Consider the following 17,572-nt stretch of genomic DNA (forward strand, 5'->3'; position numbering starts at 1 on the left):
GGCTGACCGGCGTTGCCCCGGGGCAACGCCGGAGTGGCTCAGGGCTGGAGGCGTTCGTGCGTCCAGGTGCCCGGGTCGGTGCCGGGACGGTCGTAGCGCAGGCGCCGGTGGAGGCGGTCGGGGCTGCCGTACCAGAACTCGACGGCGGTGGGGACGAGGCGGTAGCCGGTCCACTCGGCGGGGCGGGGGACGTCCGCGCCGGCGGCGACCAGGGATGTCGCCTCGGCGCGCAGGGCGTTCTCGTCGGTGAGGGGGCGGCTCTGGCGGGAGACGGCGGTGGTGGCGCGGGCGGCGAGGGGGCGGCGGGCGAAGAGGTCGTCGGACTCGGCGGCGCCGACCTGCTCGACGGGGCCGGTGACGGTGAGCTGCTGGAGGGTCTCGCGCCAGTAGAAGGTGAGGGAGGCGAAGGGTCGGGCGGCGAGTTCGGCGCCCTTGCGGCTGCCGGTGAAGCTGGTGAAGACGAGCCCGGCGGCGTCGGCGTCCTTGACGAGCAGGACGCGCGTGGAGGGGCGGCCGTCGGCGTCGGCGGTGGCGAGGACGGCGGCGTACGGCTCGCGGACCTCGCGCTTCACGGCGCTCTCCAGCCAGTCGAGGAGCAGGGGGACCGGGTCGGCGGGCGGGGTGTCGAACTCGGGGAGGTCGAGGTCGGTGGCTCCGCTGAGCGTCTGGTTGCGGGGGGAGGTGGTCACGTGGGGGGTGCTCCTTGCGCGTGGCGGATCGTGGTGCGGTTCATCCTGCCCGACCGGGGTGGCGGGCGGTGCGGCCGATCATCGGCAGGAGGCTCACGAAGGTGAGGGAGGCGAGGGTGAGCAGGATGGCGGGGGCGGGCAGGCCGCGGTTGAGGAGGTCGAAGACGAAGGGCGCGGCGAACCCGGTGTAGGCGAGGGCCCAGTAGACGGCGGTGAGGACGGCGAGCCGGTCGGGGCTCGCGAGCCGGGCGGTCTGGGTGAGCCCGTAGACGGCGCACAGCCCGTATCCGCAGCCGAGGACGGCGGAGGCGCCGAGCGCGGCGAACGGGTCCTCGTGCCGGACGGCCCAGCTCCCGGCGACGAGTCCGGCGGCGATCGTCGTCATCCCGGCGACCGCGGGCGCGAGCGGGTCGCGGGCGGCCAGCCGGCGGGCCAGCGGGGTCATGAGGACGCCGCCGCCGGGGGTGACGAGGATCGCGAGCCCGCCGTAGAGCAGGGCGTGTTCGCCGACCGCGCCCGCGACGAGGTGGGGCAGGACGACGTAGCCGATGGTGGGCGCGGCGAACACCCAGGGGGCGAGCGGGACGACGTACCGCAGGAACGGGCGGACGCTCCCGGCGGGCCACGCGCCGCGCCTCGCGGGGCGGGCCGCGCGGGGTCCCGCGGTGTCCGGGAGGCGGGCGACGGCGGCCAACGCGAGGGCGGTCAGGGCGAGTTGGGGGAGGTAGGCGAGGAGCAGGGGGTGCGGCAGCCACTGCGCGATGAGCGCGGAGGTCAGGCCGCTGAGGGCGAATCCGGCGGACAGGCAGAGGCTGGCGAGGCGGGCGGGCCGGTCCGGGTCGCCCGCCTCGCCCGCCCGGTCGTGGAGTTCGCGGGCCCATACGGCGACGGAGGTCATCGCGGCGCCGATGGCGAGCCCGGCGAGCATCCGGCCCGCGAAGAGCAGCACGGTGATCCCGGAGCCCGCCATCAGGGTCAGGGAGGAGAGTCCGGAGGCGGCGATGGCGGCGACCACGACGCGCTTGCGGCCGAGGCGGTCGGTGACCGGTCCGCCGAGCAGGATGCCGGGCACGATGCCGAGGACGTAGACGACGAACGCGCCGACGACGGTGCTCTGGGGGAGGCCGAGGAGCCGGCGGTAGACGTCGAGGAGTACGGTGAACTCGTTGGCGGTCCAGCCGATCGCGACGAGAGTGAGTGCCGCCCTGCGCCAATGCGCGGTGTCCGTCGGCCACTTTTTCCCTCGAACCCTTGGTGTATGCAAGGTTATTACCGCCCTTCCCAAGTTTTTAGCCCACCATCACCGATGCTCTGCTTGTTGTATACAACTTGAAGCTTTAATATCCCGGGCATGGATCTTCGACGCCTGAATTCTTTCGTGGCAGTCGCAGAGGAAGGGCATTTCGGCAAGGCCGCCAAGAAGCTCTACCTCTCCCCGCCGTCGGTCACTCTGCACATCAAGCAGTTGGAGGCCGATTTCGGAGTGCGGTTACTCCACCGCACACCCGTCTCGCTCACTCCGGCGGGGCAGCGCCTGCTGGGCCACGCCCGCCATCTCCTCGGCGCTCTGGACGCGGCCCGCCAGGACCTCGCCGATCTGACGGAGCCCGGCGGGCCGCGCACCGGCCGGCTGCGGGTGGGGGTGATGAGCCACGGCGCGGGGGAGCTGACCTCCTCCGCGCTCTCCGCTTTCCAGCACCTGCGCCCGAACGTCCCGCTCTCCGTCGTCCAGCTCGATTTCCAGGACCATCAGTCGGCGCTGCTGGACGGGGTGGTGGACGTCGCCTTCATCCGGCCGGCGCCCACGGACGAGCGGATCCGCTACGACGTCCTGACGACCGAGCCCCGGGTCGCGATCGTCTCCGCCACCTCGCGGCTGGCGGACGCGCGCACCGAGGGGGTCTCGGTCGACGAGGTGCTGGACGAGCCGTTCCTGCCGGTCACCGAGGTGCCCCGGGAGTTCGCCGACTACTTCTACTTCGCGCCCGCGCGCGGGGGGACACCGGTCAGACAGGGCGCGCCCGCGGTGGTGCGCACCCCGTACGACGCCCTGCGCTCGGTCGCGGGCGGGGCGGGGGTGGCCACCACGGTGGAATCGTTCACGCATTATCACTCCTGGCCGGGAACGGCGTACGTGCCGATACTCGACGCGCCCTGGGAAAACTGTGTGCTGGCCCGGCGCGGTGACGACGACAGTCCGAGCGTCCAGACATTCCGGGCGCTGACCGCGACGCTCACGAAGAATCAGCCACCGCCGCCGCTCGGCAAATTGCCGGATACGGAAAACCTGCGGAATTCCGCAAAAGAAATCCGGCGCGACCGCGCCGCCTGAGTGCGGCGTCCGAATATGCCCGAACGGACATCTGTTCCGCATTGTTCGGACCCGCGCGCGAGACAGTCGGCCTTCCGGGGCGGAAGGCCGACGGGACGCCGGGCGGCCTCCAGGGTCAGGCGCCGAGCTGCTGCCACTCCTTGAGCCGCTGGAGCTTGAAGATGTCGGCCACGGAGGCGATCTTCGGCTCCAGGGCGACGGTGTCGCCGGAATCCCGGATGGAGCGGTAGGTCTCCCGCAGGGAGGAGATCGTGGCCCGCATGCCCTGGTTGGCGTAGATCACCACCTGCACGCCCATCGCCTCGGCCTCGGCGATGTTCCAGTCCGGGTAGGTGGTCGGGACGACGACCACCGGGAGGCGTCCCTCCCAGCGCTTGACGAACTCGACGACCTCGGTGTTGGTGCTCTTCTTGGAGTGGATGAGGACGGCGTCGGCGCCGCCGTCGGCGTAGGCGTGGGCGCGCTCCAGCGCCACGTCGACGCCGAGTCCGTTGATGAGCGCCTCGGTGCGGGCGATGACGAAGAACTCGTCGTCGCGCTGGGCCTGCTTGGCGGTCTCGATCTTCGCGACGAACGCCTCGGTCGACAGCAGGGTCTGGTCGCCGTCGGCGAAGCTGTTGATCTTCGGGAAGAGCTTGTCCTCGATGGCGACGGCGGTGATCCCCATGTCCTCGAACTCGTGGACCATGTGGGCCACGTTGAGGTTGTTGCCGTAGCCGGTGTCGGCGTCCGCGACGACCGGGATGCCGAGCGCCTTCTGCATGTGGGCGGCGGCCTCCAGATACTCCGTCATCGTCAGGATGCTGGCGTCCGGGAGGCAGCGGGACGCCGAGATCTCCAGGCTCGACGACCAGATCGCGTCGAACCCCTCCTGCTCAGCGAGGACGGCGCCGAGCGCGCTGTGCGCGCCGGCCACCCGCAGGGCCCGGCCGGGCCGCAGGAGGGACCTGAAGGAAGGGGCTGAGGGGGGCTTCAGGGACATGGGAACACCTTCTGTCAGTGATTCGCCAAGGCAATGTGCACACTGCCGCCCGGAGCGGGAGCAGGTGCCCGAGGCGCGTTCGGCTCGTGTCCGGGGCGGGCGGAACAGGTGGGGGGGATCCGCTTCCGATGCCGTACGGCGGGGCCGGCGTTCCCGCGTACCGCGGGGGTGCCGATCCGTCCGTCGGCCCGTCATACCCCTTGATTTTCCGGGGATTTCGCCAGGGATGCCGGATTGGTCTCACGTGAAGTTCATCATCCGGCATCCTTCCGGACACCTTCCGTATCCTTCCTCGTCCCGGCGGCCGTTGGCGAGTGCCTTCGGAAATCCTGAAGAACGCCCCCTTGTCATTGACAGGCGTCACCCCACGTCAAGATCATGGAACTCAGCGCGACACCGACCCGATCCCCCCACTGGTGCGTTGCACCAGCGAATCGAGTGCGTCTCTGCCGTGTCGCCGCCCGTATCCACACCGGGAGCTGAGCCCGTATGAACACCCCCACCATGCGCGCCGGACTGCTGACCGCGCCGCGCGTCCTCGACCCGCACGCCCGGCTCGACGTGCCCGAGCCCGGCCCCGGTGAACTCCTGGTCCGGGTCCTGGCGTCCGGCATCTGCGGCTCCGACCTCGCCGCCTGGCGCGGCACCCACCCCTACAAGGTGGCGCCCGTCGTCCTGGGGCACGAGTTCTGCGGCGAGGTGACCCGCGTGGGCGGCGGACCCGGCGCGGACGACGGGGAGTTCACGGCCGGCGACCTGGTCTGCTCGGCGGCGTTCTCCCCCTGCGACACCTGCGCCGAGTGCCGGCGCGGCGCCCCCCACCTGTGCACGGACCGCCGCAACCTCAGCCACGAGGGCTGGCAGGGCTCCTTCGCCCAGTACGTCCTGCTGCGCCGCAACATGACCCACCGCCTCCCGCCGGGCACCGACCCGGTGGCGGGCGCGCTGGTGGAGCCGCTGTCCATCGGGCTGCACGCGGTCCGCCTCGCCGGTCCGGCCGCCGGGCGCACGGTCGCCGTCCTCGGGTCCGGCACGATCGGGCTGAGCTGCCTGCTGGCCGCCCGGCGGACCGGGTTCGGCGCGGCCGTCTGCGTGGACGCCGGGCCCGCGAAGGCCCGGCTCGCCGAGGCGGCGGGCGCGGCGGGGTACGTCGACGCCCGGACCGGATCGCCGGATGCCGCCGAGGTCGGGGAGCTGATCACCCGTCAACTCGGCGGCGGGCGGCCGGAGGTGGTGTTCGTGTCGGCCGGGTACCCCGGCGTCCTCGACCAGGCGGTCGCCGCCGTACGGCCCGGCGGGACCATCGTCGTCGTCAGCTACTTCGAGGGGCCCGTCCCCACCGACCTCAACGCGCTCGTCGGGCGCGAGGCCCGGGTGCTGTTCTCCTCGCTGTCCGTGCCCGACGACTTCCGCCAGGTCATCTCCTGGCTCGCGGACGGCACCCTCGACCCGCTCCCGCTGGTCACCCACCACTTCCCGCTCGACGACATCGAGGAGGCCATGTCCGTGCTCGACCGCCCGCCGGCGGCGGCCACCGGCAAGGTGATGCTGCGGATCGGGGGCGCCGCGTGAACACCCTGCTGCTCGCGCTGGCCGGCCTCACCCCCGACCCGGACCGTGTCCGCGCCCTCGCCATCGACCCGGACCTCGACCCCGCCGCGTTCCTGGAGGCCGCCGCCCGGCACAAGCTGCTCCCGCTGATCGGCCGGCACGTCCACCGCCACCACCTCGACCGCGGCGTCGGCGCCCTCCCGCACGCCTGGGTGGCGACCTCCGCGTACGTCGCCAACCGCGCCCGCAACCTCGCCCTCGCCGACGAATTCGGCGCCGTACAGCGCGAGTTGACGTCCCATCAGGTCCGGTACGCGCTCCGCAAGGGGTTCCTGCTCGCCGAGGGCGTGTACGGCGATCCCGGCGCCCGGCGCATCGGCGACCTCGATCTCGCGCTGCACCCCGAGGACACCGGTCGGGCGCACGCCGCGCTCACCCGACTCGGGTATGTGCAGGGGGAGTTGGCCGTCGACGGGGACCGGGTCGTGCCGTACGGCTGCGCGGGCGAGGGTCCCGGGCGGGGGGACGACGGGGAGTTCCTGCCTTACCGCAAGGCCGGGCTGCGGCCCGAAGTCCCCGAGTTCTACGCCGACTTGTGCACCGCCCTGCCCGAAGCGCCGCTCGGGCTGCCCGAGGTGCCGATGGCCGACGTGCTGGAGCGGTCACGCGGGGCCGTGCGCTGCGGGTCCCCTGCGCGGGAGCTGCATCCCGTCGACCAACTCGTCGACCTGTGGGCGCAGTTGAGCACCCCTGCCCGTGCGCTGCTGGACGGGAAACCGGACGGCGGGTTCCTTCCGCTGGCCAAGCTCCTCGACGTCGCGCTGCTGTCCGCGCGCCTCAACGACGCCGACTGGGCACTCACCGAGGCGCTCGTCTCCCGGCCCGGGCTGTGGCCCGCGCTCGACGCCGTCCCCCGGCTCACCGCCCTCGTGTTCCCCGGCTCCACGCCGTCGCCGTTCGCCGACGGGCCGGCCGCCGTACCCGGGCTCACCGCCCGCCTGACGGCCTGACCTCCCTAGGAGTCCCCCCATGCTCATCGCCCTCGTCGGGTCCGACGGTGCGGGCAAGTCCACCGTCACGCGGCTCCTCACGTCCGCGCCCGGCTCCGCCGTCCCCGTACGGCGCTCCGACCGCTGGGACATCGTCGCCGAGCCCCAGCACTATCCCTCCGCCCGGCTCCTGCGCCCCGACGTCCAGCTGGGCCGCACCACCGCCGCCGAGATGCCCAACCCGGCGCGCTTCCTCTTCTTCCTCTGGTCGTCCTGCATGGCCCTCCAGGGGCGGGACCCCGCCCCCGCCCCCGCCACGGTCACCCTCCTCGACGGGTACTGGATGAAACACGCGGCGGTCGAGGTCGTGCACGGACTCGACCGCGCGTGGGTCGAGTCGGTGGGCGCCGGGCTCCCCGCCTGCGACCAGGTTCTCTACCTGCGCATCGCGCCGGAGACCGCGTGGGAGCGCAAGCAGGGTGAGGAGATCCTCCCCTACGAATGCGGCGGCGACCCCTCCTGCTCCCGCGCGTCCTTCCTCGCCCACCAGAGCCGCGTCCAGCGGGTGCTGGACGACTGGGCGGCACGGTTCGGCTGGCGGACGGTGGACGCGGACCGGCCCGTCGAGGAGATCGCGGACATCGTCCGCGAGGCGGCGGGGCTGGCGGGGGTTCCGGCCGGGGAGACCCGGTGAACGCGGGACGGGCTCAGGGCGAGGGGGCGGCGTACGCGAGCGGCTCCGGCATGGGCGGGCGGCTCGACACGTCCGGCTTCCGCGCGGACGGCAGGCGCGCCACCTCGGTTTCCGGCACGAACCCGGCGCCCGGCGTCTCCGGTTCCCGCACGAACGCGACGCCCGACACCTCCGGCTCCCCCATGAACGGCGCGCTCGACACCTCCGACTCCCGCACAAACCCGGCGCCCGACACCTCCAGCTCCCGCACGAACCCGGCGCCCGACACCTCCAGCTCCCCCATGAACAGCGCGCTCGACGCCGTCGGCTCCCGCTCGCCCGAGGTGCCCGGCACGTCCCGCCCTGGCCCGGCCGGGACGCCCGGCTCGGCCCGTCCCGGCGGACACGAGGGGCCCGGCGCGCCCCTGCACGCTCCGGCAGCGGGCCTGCCGAGCCCGGCCGAAGTGCCCCGCGCAACCCCTCCCTCCCGAGCTGAAGCACCCCGCACAGCCCGCCCCTCCCAAGCCGAAGCACCCCGCACAGCCCCTCCCTCCCAAGCCGAAGCACCCCGCGGCGCCCCGTCCGACGCTGGCGCGCCCGATCTGCTCGTCCTCAAGGTCGGGGGGAGTCTCGTCTCCGACAAGCGGGCCGATGACGGGATCGACACGGACGCGCTGGCCGGGTACGCGCGGCAGGTCGCCGGGCTGGTGCGGGAGCGGCCCGGGCGGGTGGTGTTCGTGGCCGGGGGCGGGGCGTTCGGGCACGGGGCCGTGCGGGAGCTGCGGGCCGACGATCCGTTCACCGCGCTGGAGCTGACCCGGGCGACCTTCACGGTGAAGTGGGCCTGGGTGAACGCCCTGCGGGACGCCGGGGTCGCCGCGATGCCGTTGCAGGTGGCCGCGCTCGCCTGGGACCGGCGACCGGCGGGGCGGGTCGGTGACGCCGACCCCCGGACCGTCGGCGCCGGTACGGGCGAGGAGGTCGAGGCGGACCGGACGGTCCTGCGCAAGCTGCTGGACGCCGGCGCCGTACCCGTGCTCTCCGGGGACTGTGTCCTCGCGGCGGACGGACGTCTGCGCATCCTCGGCAGCGACCATGTCCCCGGGCTGCTGCTGGACGCGGGGTTCGGGCGGGTCAGGATCGTCACGCTGACGAACGTCTCCGGGGTCCTGGCGGACGGTCCGGCCGGCACCGAGGTGGTCCCCTTCGTCGACCCCGACGCCCCCGGCACCGCGCACGACCTGGTGTGGGAGTCCGCGAGCTGGGACACCAGCGACGCCATGCACGGCAAACTCCGCGCCCTCACGAGCCACGCCCGCCGGGGCGGCGAGTGCCTGATCATGCGGGGCGACCCGGACACGCCGACGCTGACGCACCTCTTCGAACCCGTCGCCGCCTGGCCTCCGGCCCTCCCCCACACCCTGATCGCCCGGCGCACCCCGGCGGACGCGCACACGTAGACCCCCACCGGACCCGGCGCCCACCGCCACAGGCCCGCCCGACGAGCACCGACTCCCCCTTCCCCCCAGAAAGGCACCCCCATGTCCACCACCCCCCTCCCCCAACTCACCCTCCTCAACCCCGGCCCCGTCAACGTCCACCCCGACGTCCGCGCCGGCATGACCTCCCCCGACCAGTGCCACCGCGAGTCCGAACCCCTCGCTCTGCTGGCCCGCACCCGGCGCAAGGCGGCCGAGATAGCGGGAGGCAACCCCGAGGACCACACGGCCGCCGTCTTCACCGGCTCCGGCACAGCCGCCCTGGAAGCCGCGTTCGCCTCGATCGTCCCGCCCGCCGGCCGCATCCTGATCCTGGACAACGGCCACTACGGCGAGCGCCTGTGGCGGATCGTCAGCGCGAACGGCGTCCCGCACCAGCGCCTGGAGTTCGGCTGGATGAACCCGATCGACCTGGAGGTCCTGGACCGCACGCTCGCGGCGGACCCGGGCCTCACGCACGTCGGCCTGGTGCAGCACGAGACGAGCACGGGCCGGCTGAACCCGCTGCGGGAGATCGGCGAGGTCGTCGCACGGCACGGCCGCCAGCTCGCCGTGGACGCGATCAGCAGCCTGGGTTCGGAACGCTTCGACCTGGTGGCGGACCACGTCGACTGGGTCGTGGCGACCGCGAACAAGTGCCTGGAGGGCCTGCCCGGCGTCAGCTTCGTGGCAGGCCGCAGGGACCGTTTCGAGGAGCTGAAGGACGTACCCGCCCGGGGCTTCTACCTGGACCTGTACGGCAACTGGTCGTCGCAGGAGGGCAAGGGCGTCCCGGCGTTCACCCCGGCGGTCCAGGTACTGACCGCGTTCGAGGTGGCCCTGGACCGCTCGCTCGCGGAGGGCGCGGACGAGCGGGGCAAGCGGTACCTGCGCCTCGCGGAGCTGATCCGCGCGGGCCTCGCGGAGCGCGGCTGCGCGTTCCTGCTGCCCCCGGAGCACCGCGCGAACTCCTGCACGAACGTGTACATCCCGCACGGCATCGCGTACGCGGACCTGCACGACACGATCAAGGCGGAGGGCTACGTCATCTACGCCACCCAGGAGCAGCTCCCGGGCGTGTTCCGCGTGGCCAACATGGGCCAGCTCACGGAGTCGGACGTGACGGGCTTCCTGGAGGCGTTCGACCGGGCGGTCGAAAAACTCAAGCCCTGACCCCGCTCAAGCCCTGAGCCCTCTCACCCCCACCCCGGCCGCAGTCCCCCACCCGCACGGCCACCCCCACTCCCCCATCCCCCCACCCCGGAGGTTCACCATGCCCTTCGTCTCCCTAGCCATCGTCGGCGCGGGCCCGAGCTGCACCTACGCCCTGGAACGCCTCGCCGCCCTCGCCCAGGCGGCCGACGGCCAGGTCCCGCTGGCCATCCACATCTTCGACGCGTCGGGCCAGTTCGGCGCCGGCCAGGTGCACAGCCCCGAGCAGCCGGCGACGAGCTTCCTGAACCGGATCGTCGGCCAGGTGTCGTTCGCGGCGGACGAGACGGTCGAGGAGGCCGGCCCCCTGCTGCCCGCCGCCCTGCGCCCCACGCTCCTGGAGTGGTGCCACGAGCGTTTCCGGGCGACCGGCGACCCCCTGTACGACGTGAGCGCGGAGGACTGGCCGAAGCGCTACGTCCACGGCCAGGCGCTCCAGGACCAGTTCGAGACGTACCTGAGGCTGCTGCGCTCGGCGGGCGTGAAGGTCGACCTGCATCACGCGGAGGTCGTCGACATCCACGAGTCGGCCGAGGGCGGCGGCCGGCTGACCGTCGTCACGGACGCGCCGGGCGCCGCGTACGACGTGGACAGCGTCCTGATGGTCACCGGCCACTCGTGGAACGACCCGGACCGCTACCCGAAGCAGGCGAAGTGGAACGCGTTCGCGAAGAAGCACGGCGCGGTGTTCGTGCCGTCCGCGTACCCGATGGAGCTGCACATCCCGGAGGATTCGACCGGCCCGGGTTCGGTGGTCGGCTGCCTCGGCATGGGCCTGACCAGCATCGACATCATCCTGCACCTGACGGAAGGGCGGGGCGGGAAGTACGTCGACCGGGGTGACGGCCAGCTGCTGTACGTCCCGTCGGGCGACGAGCCGGCGTCGATCGCGGTGTTCAGCCGCTCGGGCCTGTTCACGTTCGCGCGCCCGTACAACGCGAAGGAGCGCGACCTGGACGCCCTGGAGCACCGGGGCGTGTTCCTGACGGAGGCGGCGGTGGACGCGCTGCGGGTGTCGGAGGGCGGGACGCCGGTGACGATCGGCGGGCTGGCGCGCGTGCAGCTGGACTTCGAGCGGCATGTGCTGCCGATCGTGGTGCTGGAGATGGCGGCGCTGTACTACCGGACGCTGTTCGGGCCGGAGTTCGGGGACGCGCTGGAGGCGGCGGTACGCCCGGAGTACGAGGCGTTCCTCGCGGACGCGGGCGCGGGCGCGTCGTCCGCCGAGGCGGTGGCCCGGCTGTCGGGCGCGGTCGAGCGGTACCTCGACCCGGTGGTGGAGGCGCTGGACGCCGTACTGCGCGGCGGGGACGCCGCGTTGCCGAAGGGGCTGCTGCCGCGCTACCTGGAGGTCGTGTTCGGCCCGGACTCGGGCGCGCGGCTGGCGTCTCTCGCCGGGTCGGACCGGGCTCGGTTCGCGCGGGCGGTGGCGGTGACGCCGTCGCCGTACCGGCACGGCACGTACGCGGCGGACAACCGGTTCTCGTGGGAGCGGACCCTGTGGCCGATCCCGCGCGACGGGCACCGGGACGCGGAGGGGTACCGGGCGGCGCTGCTGGACTTCCTGGACGTGGACCACCGCTGGGCGGCGCAGGACAACCTGACGAACCCGGCGAAGGCGGCGGCCGACGGCGTCTGGCGCGACCTGCGCGACACGCTGGCGTACGCGGTGGACTTCGGCGGTCTGACGGCGGCCTCGCACCAGAACTTCCTGGACGTGTACATGCGCCACCACAACCGGCTGTGCAACGGGGCGGCCCTTGAGGTCATGGAGAAGGTGCGGGCGGCGATCCGCGCGGGCCTGGTCGACGTGTCGGTGGGCCCCGGCGCCGACCTGACGACGGACGCGGCGACCGGCAGGTTCCGGGTGCAGGGCCCGACGACCGGCGCGGACGTGGAGCTGGACGTGCTGGTGGACTCGCGGGTGCACCCGTTCGACGCGGAGAACGACGTACGGCCGGTGTATCCGGCGCTGCTGCGGCACGGGCTGGTCCACAAGTGGGTGAACCCGGGGCAGGGCGGGGCGCCGGACTTCGGTCCGGGCGGCCTGGAGCTGACGGCGGACTTCCACCCGGTGCGCGAGGACGGTACGGCGGACGCGCGGCTGACGTTCCTCGGCCCGCCGAGCGAGGGCGTGATGTTCTTCCAGCTCGGCGCGTTGCGCCCGAACCGCAACCACCATGTGATGCAGGACGTGCTGCGCTGGGTGCGCGAGTTCTGGCCGCGTGTGCAGGACGCCCCGGTGCCCGCGAGCGCCTGACGCCGCCCCGCCCGTGACGGGTTCCCCCACCCCCGTCACGGGCCTTCCCCCCCCCGTTTCCCCCCACTCGAAGGAGGCCACGCCGTGGCCCGAACACCGCGTCTGCTGGTCCTGGACCCCGTCCGCCCCGAGGCCCTCGCCGAACTCGGCCGGGATCTGGAGGTGGTGGTGCGGCTGAAGCCGCCGCAGGACGAACTCGCCGCCCTGGTGAAGGAGGTGGACCCGGACGCCGTCGTGGTCCGCAGTGGGGTACGGCTGACCGGGGAGGTGATCCGCTCGGCGCCCCGGCTGCGGGTGATCGGCCGGGCCGGCAGCGGTACCGACAACATCGACGTCGCCGTGGCCCGCGAGCTGGGCATCCGGGTCTTCACCCTGCACGGCGTCTCCGCGAACGCGGTCGCCGAACTCGCCCTGGGCCTGGCCCTGTCGGTGACCCGGAACCTCGCGCTGGCCGACCGGCAGATCCGCGCCGGCCTGTGGCGCAAGCCGGAGCTGGCGGGTCCCGAACTCGGCGGCCACACCCTGGGCGTGGTCGGCCTCGGCCCGATCGGCTCGCGGCTCGCGGAGCTGGCCCGCCCGCTGCGGATGCGGGTCCTCGCCTCGGTCGCCTCGCCGACTGCGCGGCGTACGGAGGAACTCGCCGCCGAGGACATCGAACTCGTCCCCCTGGACCGCCTGTTGCGGGAGTCGGACGTCGTCTGCCTGGCGCTGCCCCTCAACGACGCGACCAGGCACCTGATCTCGGGCCCGGAGCTGGCCGCGATGGGCCCGGACGCGTACCTCGTCAACGTCGCCCGGGGCGGTGTCGTCGACGAACAGGCCCTGTACGAGGCCCTGTCGGCCGGCGTGATCGCGGGCGCCGCGCTGGACGTGCACGCCGTCGAGGGCGGCGTCTCACCGCTCGCCGAGCTGGACAACGTGGTCCTCACCCCGCACATCGGGGCGACCACGCACGACGCGCAGCACCGCATCGGCACCCTGCTGGTGTCCCGGCTGCGCGAGGAACTCGCCGCCGCCGGTGTCCTCGCCCGTCCCCTGACCTCGGAGGCCGTCAAGTGAACGCGTCCCGTGTCCGTGCCGCCGTGATCGGCGCCTCCGGGTTCACCGGCGGCGAGATGCTGCGGCTGCTGCTGAACCATCCGGACGTCGTGGAGATCGCGGCGGCGGCCCGCTCCCAGGACGAGCCCCTGGAGTCCGTCCACCCCCATCTCCTGGGCAGCGGCCTGGAGTTCACCACCCCGGACGAGGTGACGGCCCGCGCGGGCGACTTCGACGTGGTGTTCCTGTGCACGCCGAGCGGCGAGGCCATGCGCCGCGCCGGGGAACTGCTCGACGCCGGTACCCGGGTGGTCGACCTGAGCGCCGACTTCCGCTTCGCGGACCCGGAGCGGTACGCGCGGGCGTACGGCGCCGAGCACACGGCGAAGGAGGCGCTCACCGAAGCCGTGTACGGGGTCAGCGAGTTCCACCGGGAGGCGATCGCGAAGGCCCGCCTGGTCGCGAACCCCGGCTGCTATGTCATCACCGCGCTCCTGGGCGTCGCCCCGCTCTACGACAGCGGCATCGCGGACCCCGCGTCGCCGCTCAACCTGGTGGGGATCAACGGGACTTCGGGGGCGGGGAACAAGCCGCGCGCGGAGGTCATGCACCCCAACGCGTTCGCGGCGCTGCTGCCGTACAGCCTTCAGGGGCACCGGCACGCGCACGAGGTGGAGGATCAGCTCGGGCGGGGTGTGGTGGTCGATCTGTCGACCGCGCACGGGAACTTCGCGCGGGGCATCCACATCCAGGCGACCGTGCCCGTACGGGCCGAGATGCGCGGGGAGGTGAGCCGGGAGGCGCTGCTCGATCTGTATCAGGCGCGCTACCAGGGGGAGTTCTTCGTGCGGGTGAACGCTCGGCCGGCGCGCGGCGGGCTCACCGACAAGGACTACCGGCGGTATCCGACACTGGCCGGGGTGACCGGGTCGAACTTCTGCCACATCGGGCTCGACCACGACGCGCAGCGGGGTGCGGTGAAGGTGGTGGCGGTGACGGACAACCTCGTGAAGGGGGCGGCCGGTTCGGCGATCCAGAACATGAACCTGATGCTGGGCCTGGACGAGACGGCGGGGTTGCGGACGTATGGCTTCTGACGCGCCGCTGGCCGGAGTCCCCCGGCTCGCCGGCCGCGCGGTGGCGCCCGGGGAGCGGTGGATCCTGTCGGCCGGGTTCAACACGGGTGTGCGGCTCGCCGACACCGGGCGTATCGACTGCGAGTTGGCGGACATCGCGGCGCTCGCCGATGCCGGTGCGCGGGTCGCGGTCCTGTCCCACCAGGGCAGTCACCGCGACGGCACCGCGCGCGGCCTGTCCCATGTCGCGGCCTATCTGGCACGGGAGTTGGGCCGGGTGGTGGCCTATCACCCGCACAGCGCGGACGACCAGGCGCCGCAGATCGCGGCGGCGATGGCGCCGGGGCAGATCGTGCTGTTCGGCAACACCCGGGAGTATCCGGGCGAGGAGGCCAACGACCCTGATCTGGCGCGGGCGTTCGCGCGGCTCGGGGACCGGGTCGCGGTGGGCGGCTTCTCCAAGGCGCACCGCGCGCACGCCTCCAACACCGGGCTCCTGGGGCTGCTGCCGGGGGTGGCGGCGCGGAGTCTGGTGCGGGACGTGGAGGCGCTGGCGCCGTGGGCGGTGCGCGACGGCAGGCGGTCGGTGGCGGTGCTCGGCGGGCGCAAACCGGAGAAGGTCCTCGCCGGTCTCGCGGGCCTCGCCGCCTTCTACGACGTGGTCGTGCCGGGCGGCGTCGTCCTCAACACCCTGCTCGCGGCCCTCGGTCACCGCACGGGCGCGTCCTGGCTGGGCACCGACCCCGAGCGCTGCGTCCGGGTGGCCCGGGAGGTCCTGGAGGGCCCGCGCAAGGCGCTGATCCACATTCCGTCGACGGTGTACGTCGCCCCGGCGGACCCCGCCGGGAACCCGACCGGCCCGGCCCGCCCCCTGGCGCTGCCCGCCGACGTGCCCGACGGTCACGCGGTCGTCGACTTCGACCTCCAGCCGTGGGCCGCCGCCGAACTCACCTACGCCGAGCGGGCGGTGGTGGCGGGCACGCCCTGCCAGTACGTGTACGGGCACACGCGGGCGGCGGACGCGGTCCTGCCGGTGCTGGCTGGCGCGGACACCCTGCTGCTGGGCGGCGACACGGTCGCCGAGCTCCCCTGGCGGGGCCGGACGTCCACGGGCGGCGGCTCCGCGCTCACCCTGCTCGCCGAAGGGGACTGCGCGGTGCTGCGGGCCCTGCGGGCCCCTTCGCTCCCCTGACCCTGTGAAGGACGTGTCTCATGCACTTCGACCTCGACATCCCGACCCGGATCGTGTTCGGCGCGGGCACCCTGGACCGCCTCGGCGCCCTCACCGGGGAGCTGGGCGGGCGTCCGCTGCTGGTGACCGGCCGGTCGGCGGGCCGCAAGTACGGTTACCTGGAGCGGGCCTTGGCCTCTCTGGGCGGCGCCGTCCACTTCGACGGCGTGTCCCCGAACCCGACCTGCGCGGAGGTGGAGCAGGCCGCCGAGGTGGCCCGCAGGCACGGCTGCGACGTGGTCGTGGGGCTCGGCGGGGGCAGTCCGCTGGACGCCGCCAAGGCCGTCGCCGCCGTCCTGGGCACCGGCCGCCCGGCGACCGCGCTGCTCGGGGCGACGCTGGCTCCGGACGACCCGGTCGTACCGGTCGTGGCGGTGCCGACGACCGCCGGGAGCGGTTCCGAGGTGACCAAGGGCGCGATCGTCACCGACACCGTGCGCCGCTTCCGCTCGGGGATTCGCGGGGACGCGCTGACGCCCCGGATCGCCGTGATCGACCCGGAGCTGACGGCGACGGTTCCGCCGCACGTGCGCACGGAGACCGCGTTCGACGCGTTCGCGCACGCCGTCGAGGGGTTCGTGGCGCGCCGCTCCGACCCGCTCAGCCAGGCCCTGGCGCTCCAGGCCCTGAGGCTGATCACGGAGCACGCCGACGACGCCTCGCGCTCCGGCCGGGAGGCCCTCTCGCTGGCGGCGCTCCTCGGCGGCATCAACGTCGCCCGCGCCAGCACCTGCCTGCCGCACCGGCTCCAGCAGGCCATGGGCGCGCTGCCCGACCTCGGCATCTCGCACGGCCGGGGGCTGGCCGTCGTCTACCCGGCCTGGCTGCGCCACACCGAGCACCACGCGCCGGACGACTTCGGCCGCCTCGCGCAGGCGCTGGGCACCTCCAGCGTGGGCGAGGCGGTCGGCGCGTTCCTGGAACGGACCTCGCTCGCGTCGCGGCTGCGGGACCACGGGGTGTCCCGCGCGGACCTCGGCGCGCTCCTCGACGGGGTGAGCGGCAACCTCGACAACGACCCGCGCCCGGACGTGGACGCCGAGTACCTGCGGATGCTGTACGAGGAGTCGTACTAGGGCAGCGGGACCCTGTCGGGGGCCGTCCAGTGCTCGGGCGCCCGCCAGTCGCGCCACTTGTCCCACCAGCAGTCGCCGCTCTCCACCAGGGCGGCGACCCGGTCTGCGGTCGCGCGCACCGACTCGGCCTCGCCGGGGGCGAATCCGCCGGTGGCGGCGCGGTGGGCGAACTCGTCCTCGTCCTTCCACGTGTACGGCGGGGTCGCGGGGGCGGGCGGGATCAGGAGGTCGAGTTCCTGGTCGAGGGTGTCGAAGCCGTCGGCGGTCAGGCGCATGGGGCGCTGGAAGTTGACGTACCAGCCGCCCGTGGGCCGGCTCCAGACCGAGTAGCCGTCGCCGGGGCGCACCAGCTGGAGGACGCCCGGCGAGAGCCAGGTGTCGCCGATGTCCAGCCAGGGGTGCGGGCCGAGGCTGAACTCGCCCTGTCCGAAGGTGAGGGGGGTGCCCTGCGCCGTGAAGACGGCGAGTCCGTCGGCGTCGTGCGCCACGACCCGGACCGGGTAGACGAGCCATGCGCGCCCGTCGAGCATCTCGCGCCGGACGATGGTCCGCCCCGGCGCGAAGAACGTGTTGACCATACATCGACCCTATCGGGAGCCGTCCCATGTCCCTTGTCGTGCTGGCCCGTTGGCGCACCACGGCGGATTCCCAGGAGCACGTCGCCGCCCTCCTGCCGGACCTGGCGGCGACCGCCCTCGCCGTCCCCGGCTGCCTCTCCTTCGAGGTCGTCCGCTCCGAGTCCGACCCGCGCTCGTTCGTCCTCGTCGAGCGCTACGCCGACCGCGAGGCGTTCGAACAGCGCCTGGCGGGCGCGGACTACCGGCGGCTGATCGACGACGTGTTCCTGCCGCATCTGGTCGTGCGGGAGCGGGATCTGTACGTGCCGCTCACACCGTGACGCTCACACCGGGACGCTCACACCGGGACACAGCGTCGGAAACGGTCAGGAAGCCGTCCGAGCCGGACAGGCGGTGATCTCTTTCGA

16 protein-coding genes are annotated in these 17,572 nt (G+C 73.5%); 12 read left to right on the top strand and 4 right to left on the bottom strand.

Annotated features, from left to right (window positions below; translation table 11 throughout):
- Window positions 1–38 precede the first annotated feature (38 nt).
- Together phzG and PV682_RS10380 are read right to left on the bottom strand one after the other, a co-directional pair.
- Window positions 39–689 (bottom strand): phenazine biosynthesis FMN-dependent oxidase PhzG, encoded by a 651-nt coding sequence (gene phzG, locus PV682_RS10375; RefSeq protein ID WP_319726444.1) that lies wholly within the window; start codon window positions 687–689, stop codon window positions 39–41.
- A 40-nt stretch (window positions 690–729) separates the two neighbouring features.
- Window positions 730–1,953, bottom strand: coding sequence for an MFS transporter (locus tag PV682_RS10380; protein WP_319726446.1), 1,224 nt, complete (start codon window positions 1,951–1,953; stop codon window positions 730–732).
- Between the two features lie 87 nt (window positions 1,954–2,040).
- Between PV682_RS10380 and PV682_RS10385 the strand changes: the two genes are divergently transcribed.
- Window positions 2,041–3,021: a LysR family transcriptional regulator gene (locus PV682_RS10385; protein ID WP_319726448.1), complete on the top strand. Its 981-nt coding sequence runs from the start codon at window positions 2,041–2,043 to the stop codon at window positions 3,019–3,021.
- Between the two features lie 115 nt (window positions 3,022–3,136).
- On the opposite strand, the gene PV682_RS10390 is transcribed toward PV682_RS10385, so the two are convergent.
- Window positions 3,137–4,003 (bottom strand): isocitrate lyase/phosphoenolpyruvate mutase family protein, encoded by an 867-nt coding sequence (locus PV682_RS10390; protein ID WP_319726450.1) that lies wholly within the window; start codon window positions 4,001–4,003, stop codon window positions 3,137–3,139.
- A gap of 489 nt (window positions 4,004–4,492) precedes the next feature.
- Here PV682_RS10390 and PV682_RS10395 point away from each other — a divergent pair, with 489 nt between their 5' ends.
- From PV682_RS10395 to PV682_RS10440, 10 genes are all read left to right on the top strand, one after another.
- Window positions 4,493–5,575, top strand: a complete 1,083-nt coding sequence (locus PV682_RS10395) for a zinc-dependent alcohol dehydrogenase (RefSeq protein ID WP_319726452.1) — start codon at window positions 4,493–4,495, stop codon at window positions 5,573–5,575.
- Window positions 5,572–6,564, top strand: a complete 993-nt coding sequence (locus PV682_RS10400; protein ID WP_319726455.1) for a nucleotidyltransferase family protein — start codon at window positions 5,572–5,574, stop codon at window positions 6,562–6,564. The genes PV682_RS10395 and PV682_RS10400 overlap by 4 nt, the downstream gene beginning before the upstream one ends.
- A gap of 19 nt (window positions 6,565–6,583) precedes the next feature.
- Window positions 6,584–7,237 (top strand): nucleoside/nucleotide kinase family protein, encoded by a 654-nt coding sequence (locus tag PV682_RS10405; protein WP_319726457.1) that lies wholly within the window; start codon window positions 6,584–6,586, stop codon window positions 7,235–7,237.
- Entirely contained in the window at window positions 7,234–8,676 is a 1,443-nt protein-coding gene (locus PV682_RS10410; RefSeq protein WP_319726458.1) for an amino acid kinase family protein, read from the top strand. The genes PV682_RS10405 and PV682_RS10410 overlap by 4 nt, the downstream gene beginning before the upstream one ends.
- Window positions 8,677–8,757: 81 nt before the next feature.
- Window positions 8,758–9,867 carry a pyridoxal-phosphate-dependent aminotransferase family protein gene (locus PV682_RS10415; RefSeq protein WP_319726461.1) on the top strand — a complete coding sequence of 370 codons (1,110 nt, stop codon included), beginning with the start codon at window positions 8,758–8,760 and terminating at the stop codon, window positions 9,865–9,867.
- Between the two features lie 100 nt (window positions 9,868–9,967).
- Window positions 9,968–12,166 (top strand): FAD/NAD(P)-binding protein, encoded by a 2,199-nt coding sequence (locus tag PV682_RS10420; protein WP_319726463.1) that lies wholly within the window; start codon window positions 9,968–9,970, stop codon window positions 12,164–12,166.
- Between the two features lie 84 nt (window positions 12,167–12,250).
- Entirely contained in the window at window positions 12,251–13,225 is a 975-nt protein-coding gene (locus PV682_RS10425) for an NAD(P)-dependent oxidoreductase (protein ID WP_319726466.1), read from the top strand.
- A complete protein-coding gene (gene argC, locus PV682_RS10430) occupies window positions 13,222–14,301 on the top strand; it encodes an N-acetyl-gamma-glutamyl-phosphate reductase (RefSeq protein ID WP_319726468.1) in 1,080 nt (359 codons plus the stop codon). Before PV682_RS10425 ends, argC begins: the two co-directional genes overlap by 4 nt.
- Window positions 14,291–15,472: a phosphoglycerate kinase gene (pgk, locus tag PV682_RS10435; protein WP_319726471.1), complete on the top strand. Its 1,182-nt coding sequence runs from the start codon at window positions 14,291–14,293 to the stop codon at window positions 15,470–15,472. The genes argC and pgk overlap by 11 nt, the downstream gene beginning before the upstream one ends.
- 20 nt (window positions 15,473–15,492) lie before the next feature.
- Window positions 15,493–16,587 carry an iron-containing alcohol dehydrogenase gene (locus PV682_RS10440; RefSeq protein ID WP_319726474.1) on the top strand — a complete coding sequence of 365 codons (1,095 nt, stop codon included), beginning with the start codon at window positions 15,493–15,495 and terminating at the stop codon, window positions 16,585–16,587.
- On the opposite strand, the gene PV682_RS10445 is transcribed toward PV682_RS10440, so the two are convergent.
- The gene (locus tag PV682_RS10445) at window positions 16,584–17,165 is read right to left on the bottom strand and encodes a DUF402 domain-containing protein (RefSeq protein WP_319726477.1); all 582 of its coding nucleotides are present in this window, start codon (window positions 17,163–17,165) and stop codon (window positions 16,584–16,586) included. The genes PV682_RS10440 and PV682_RS10445 overlap by 4 nt on opposite strands.
- A 26-nt stretch (window positions 17,166–17,191) precedes the next feature.
- On the opposite strand from PV682_RS10445, the gene PV682_RS10450 reads away from it, so the two are divergent.
- A complete protein-coding gene (locus PV682_RS10450; protein ID WP_319726479.1) occupies window positions 17,192–17,485 on the top strand; it encodes a putative quinol monooxygenase in 294 nt (97 codons plus the stop codon).
- Window positions 17,486–17,572: the final 87 nt, after the last annotated feature.

Source organism: Streptomyces niveiscabiei, from assembly GCF_033794345.1.
Lineage (GTDB): Bacteria > Actinomycetota > Actinomycetes > Streptomycetales > Streptomycetaceae > Streptomyces > Streptomyces niveiscabiei.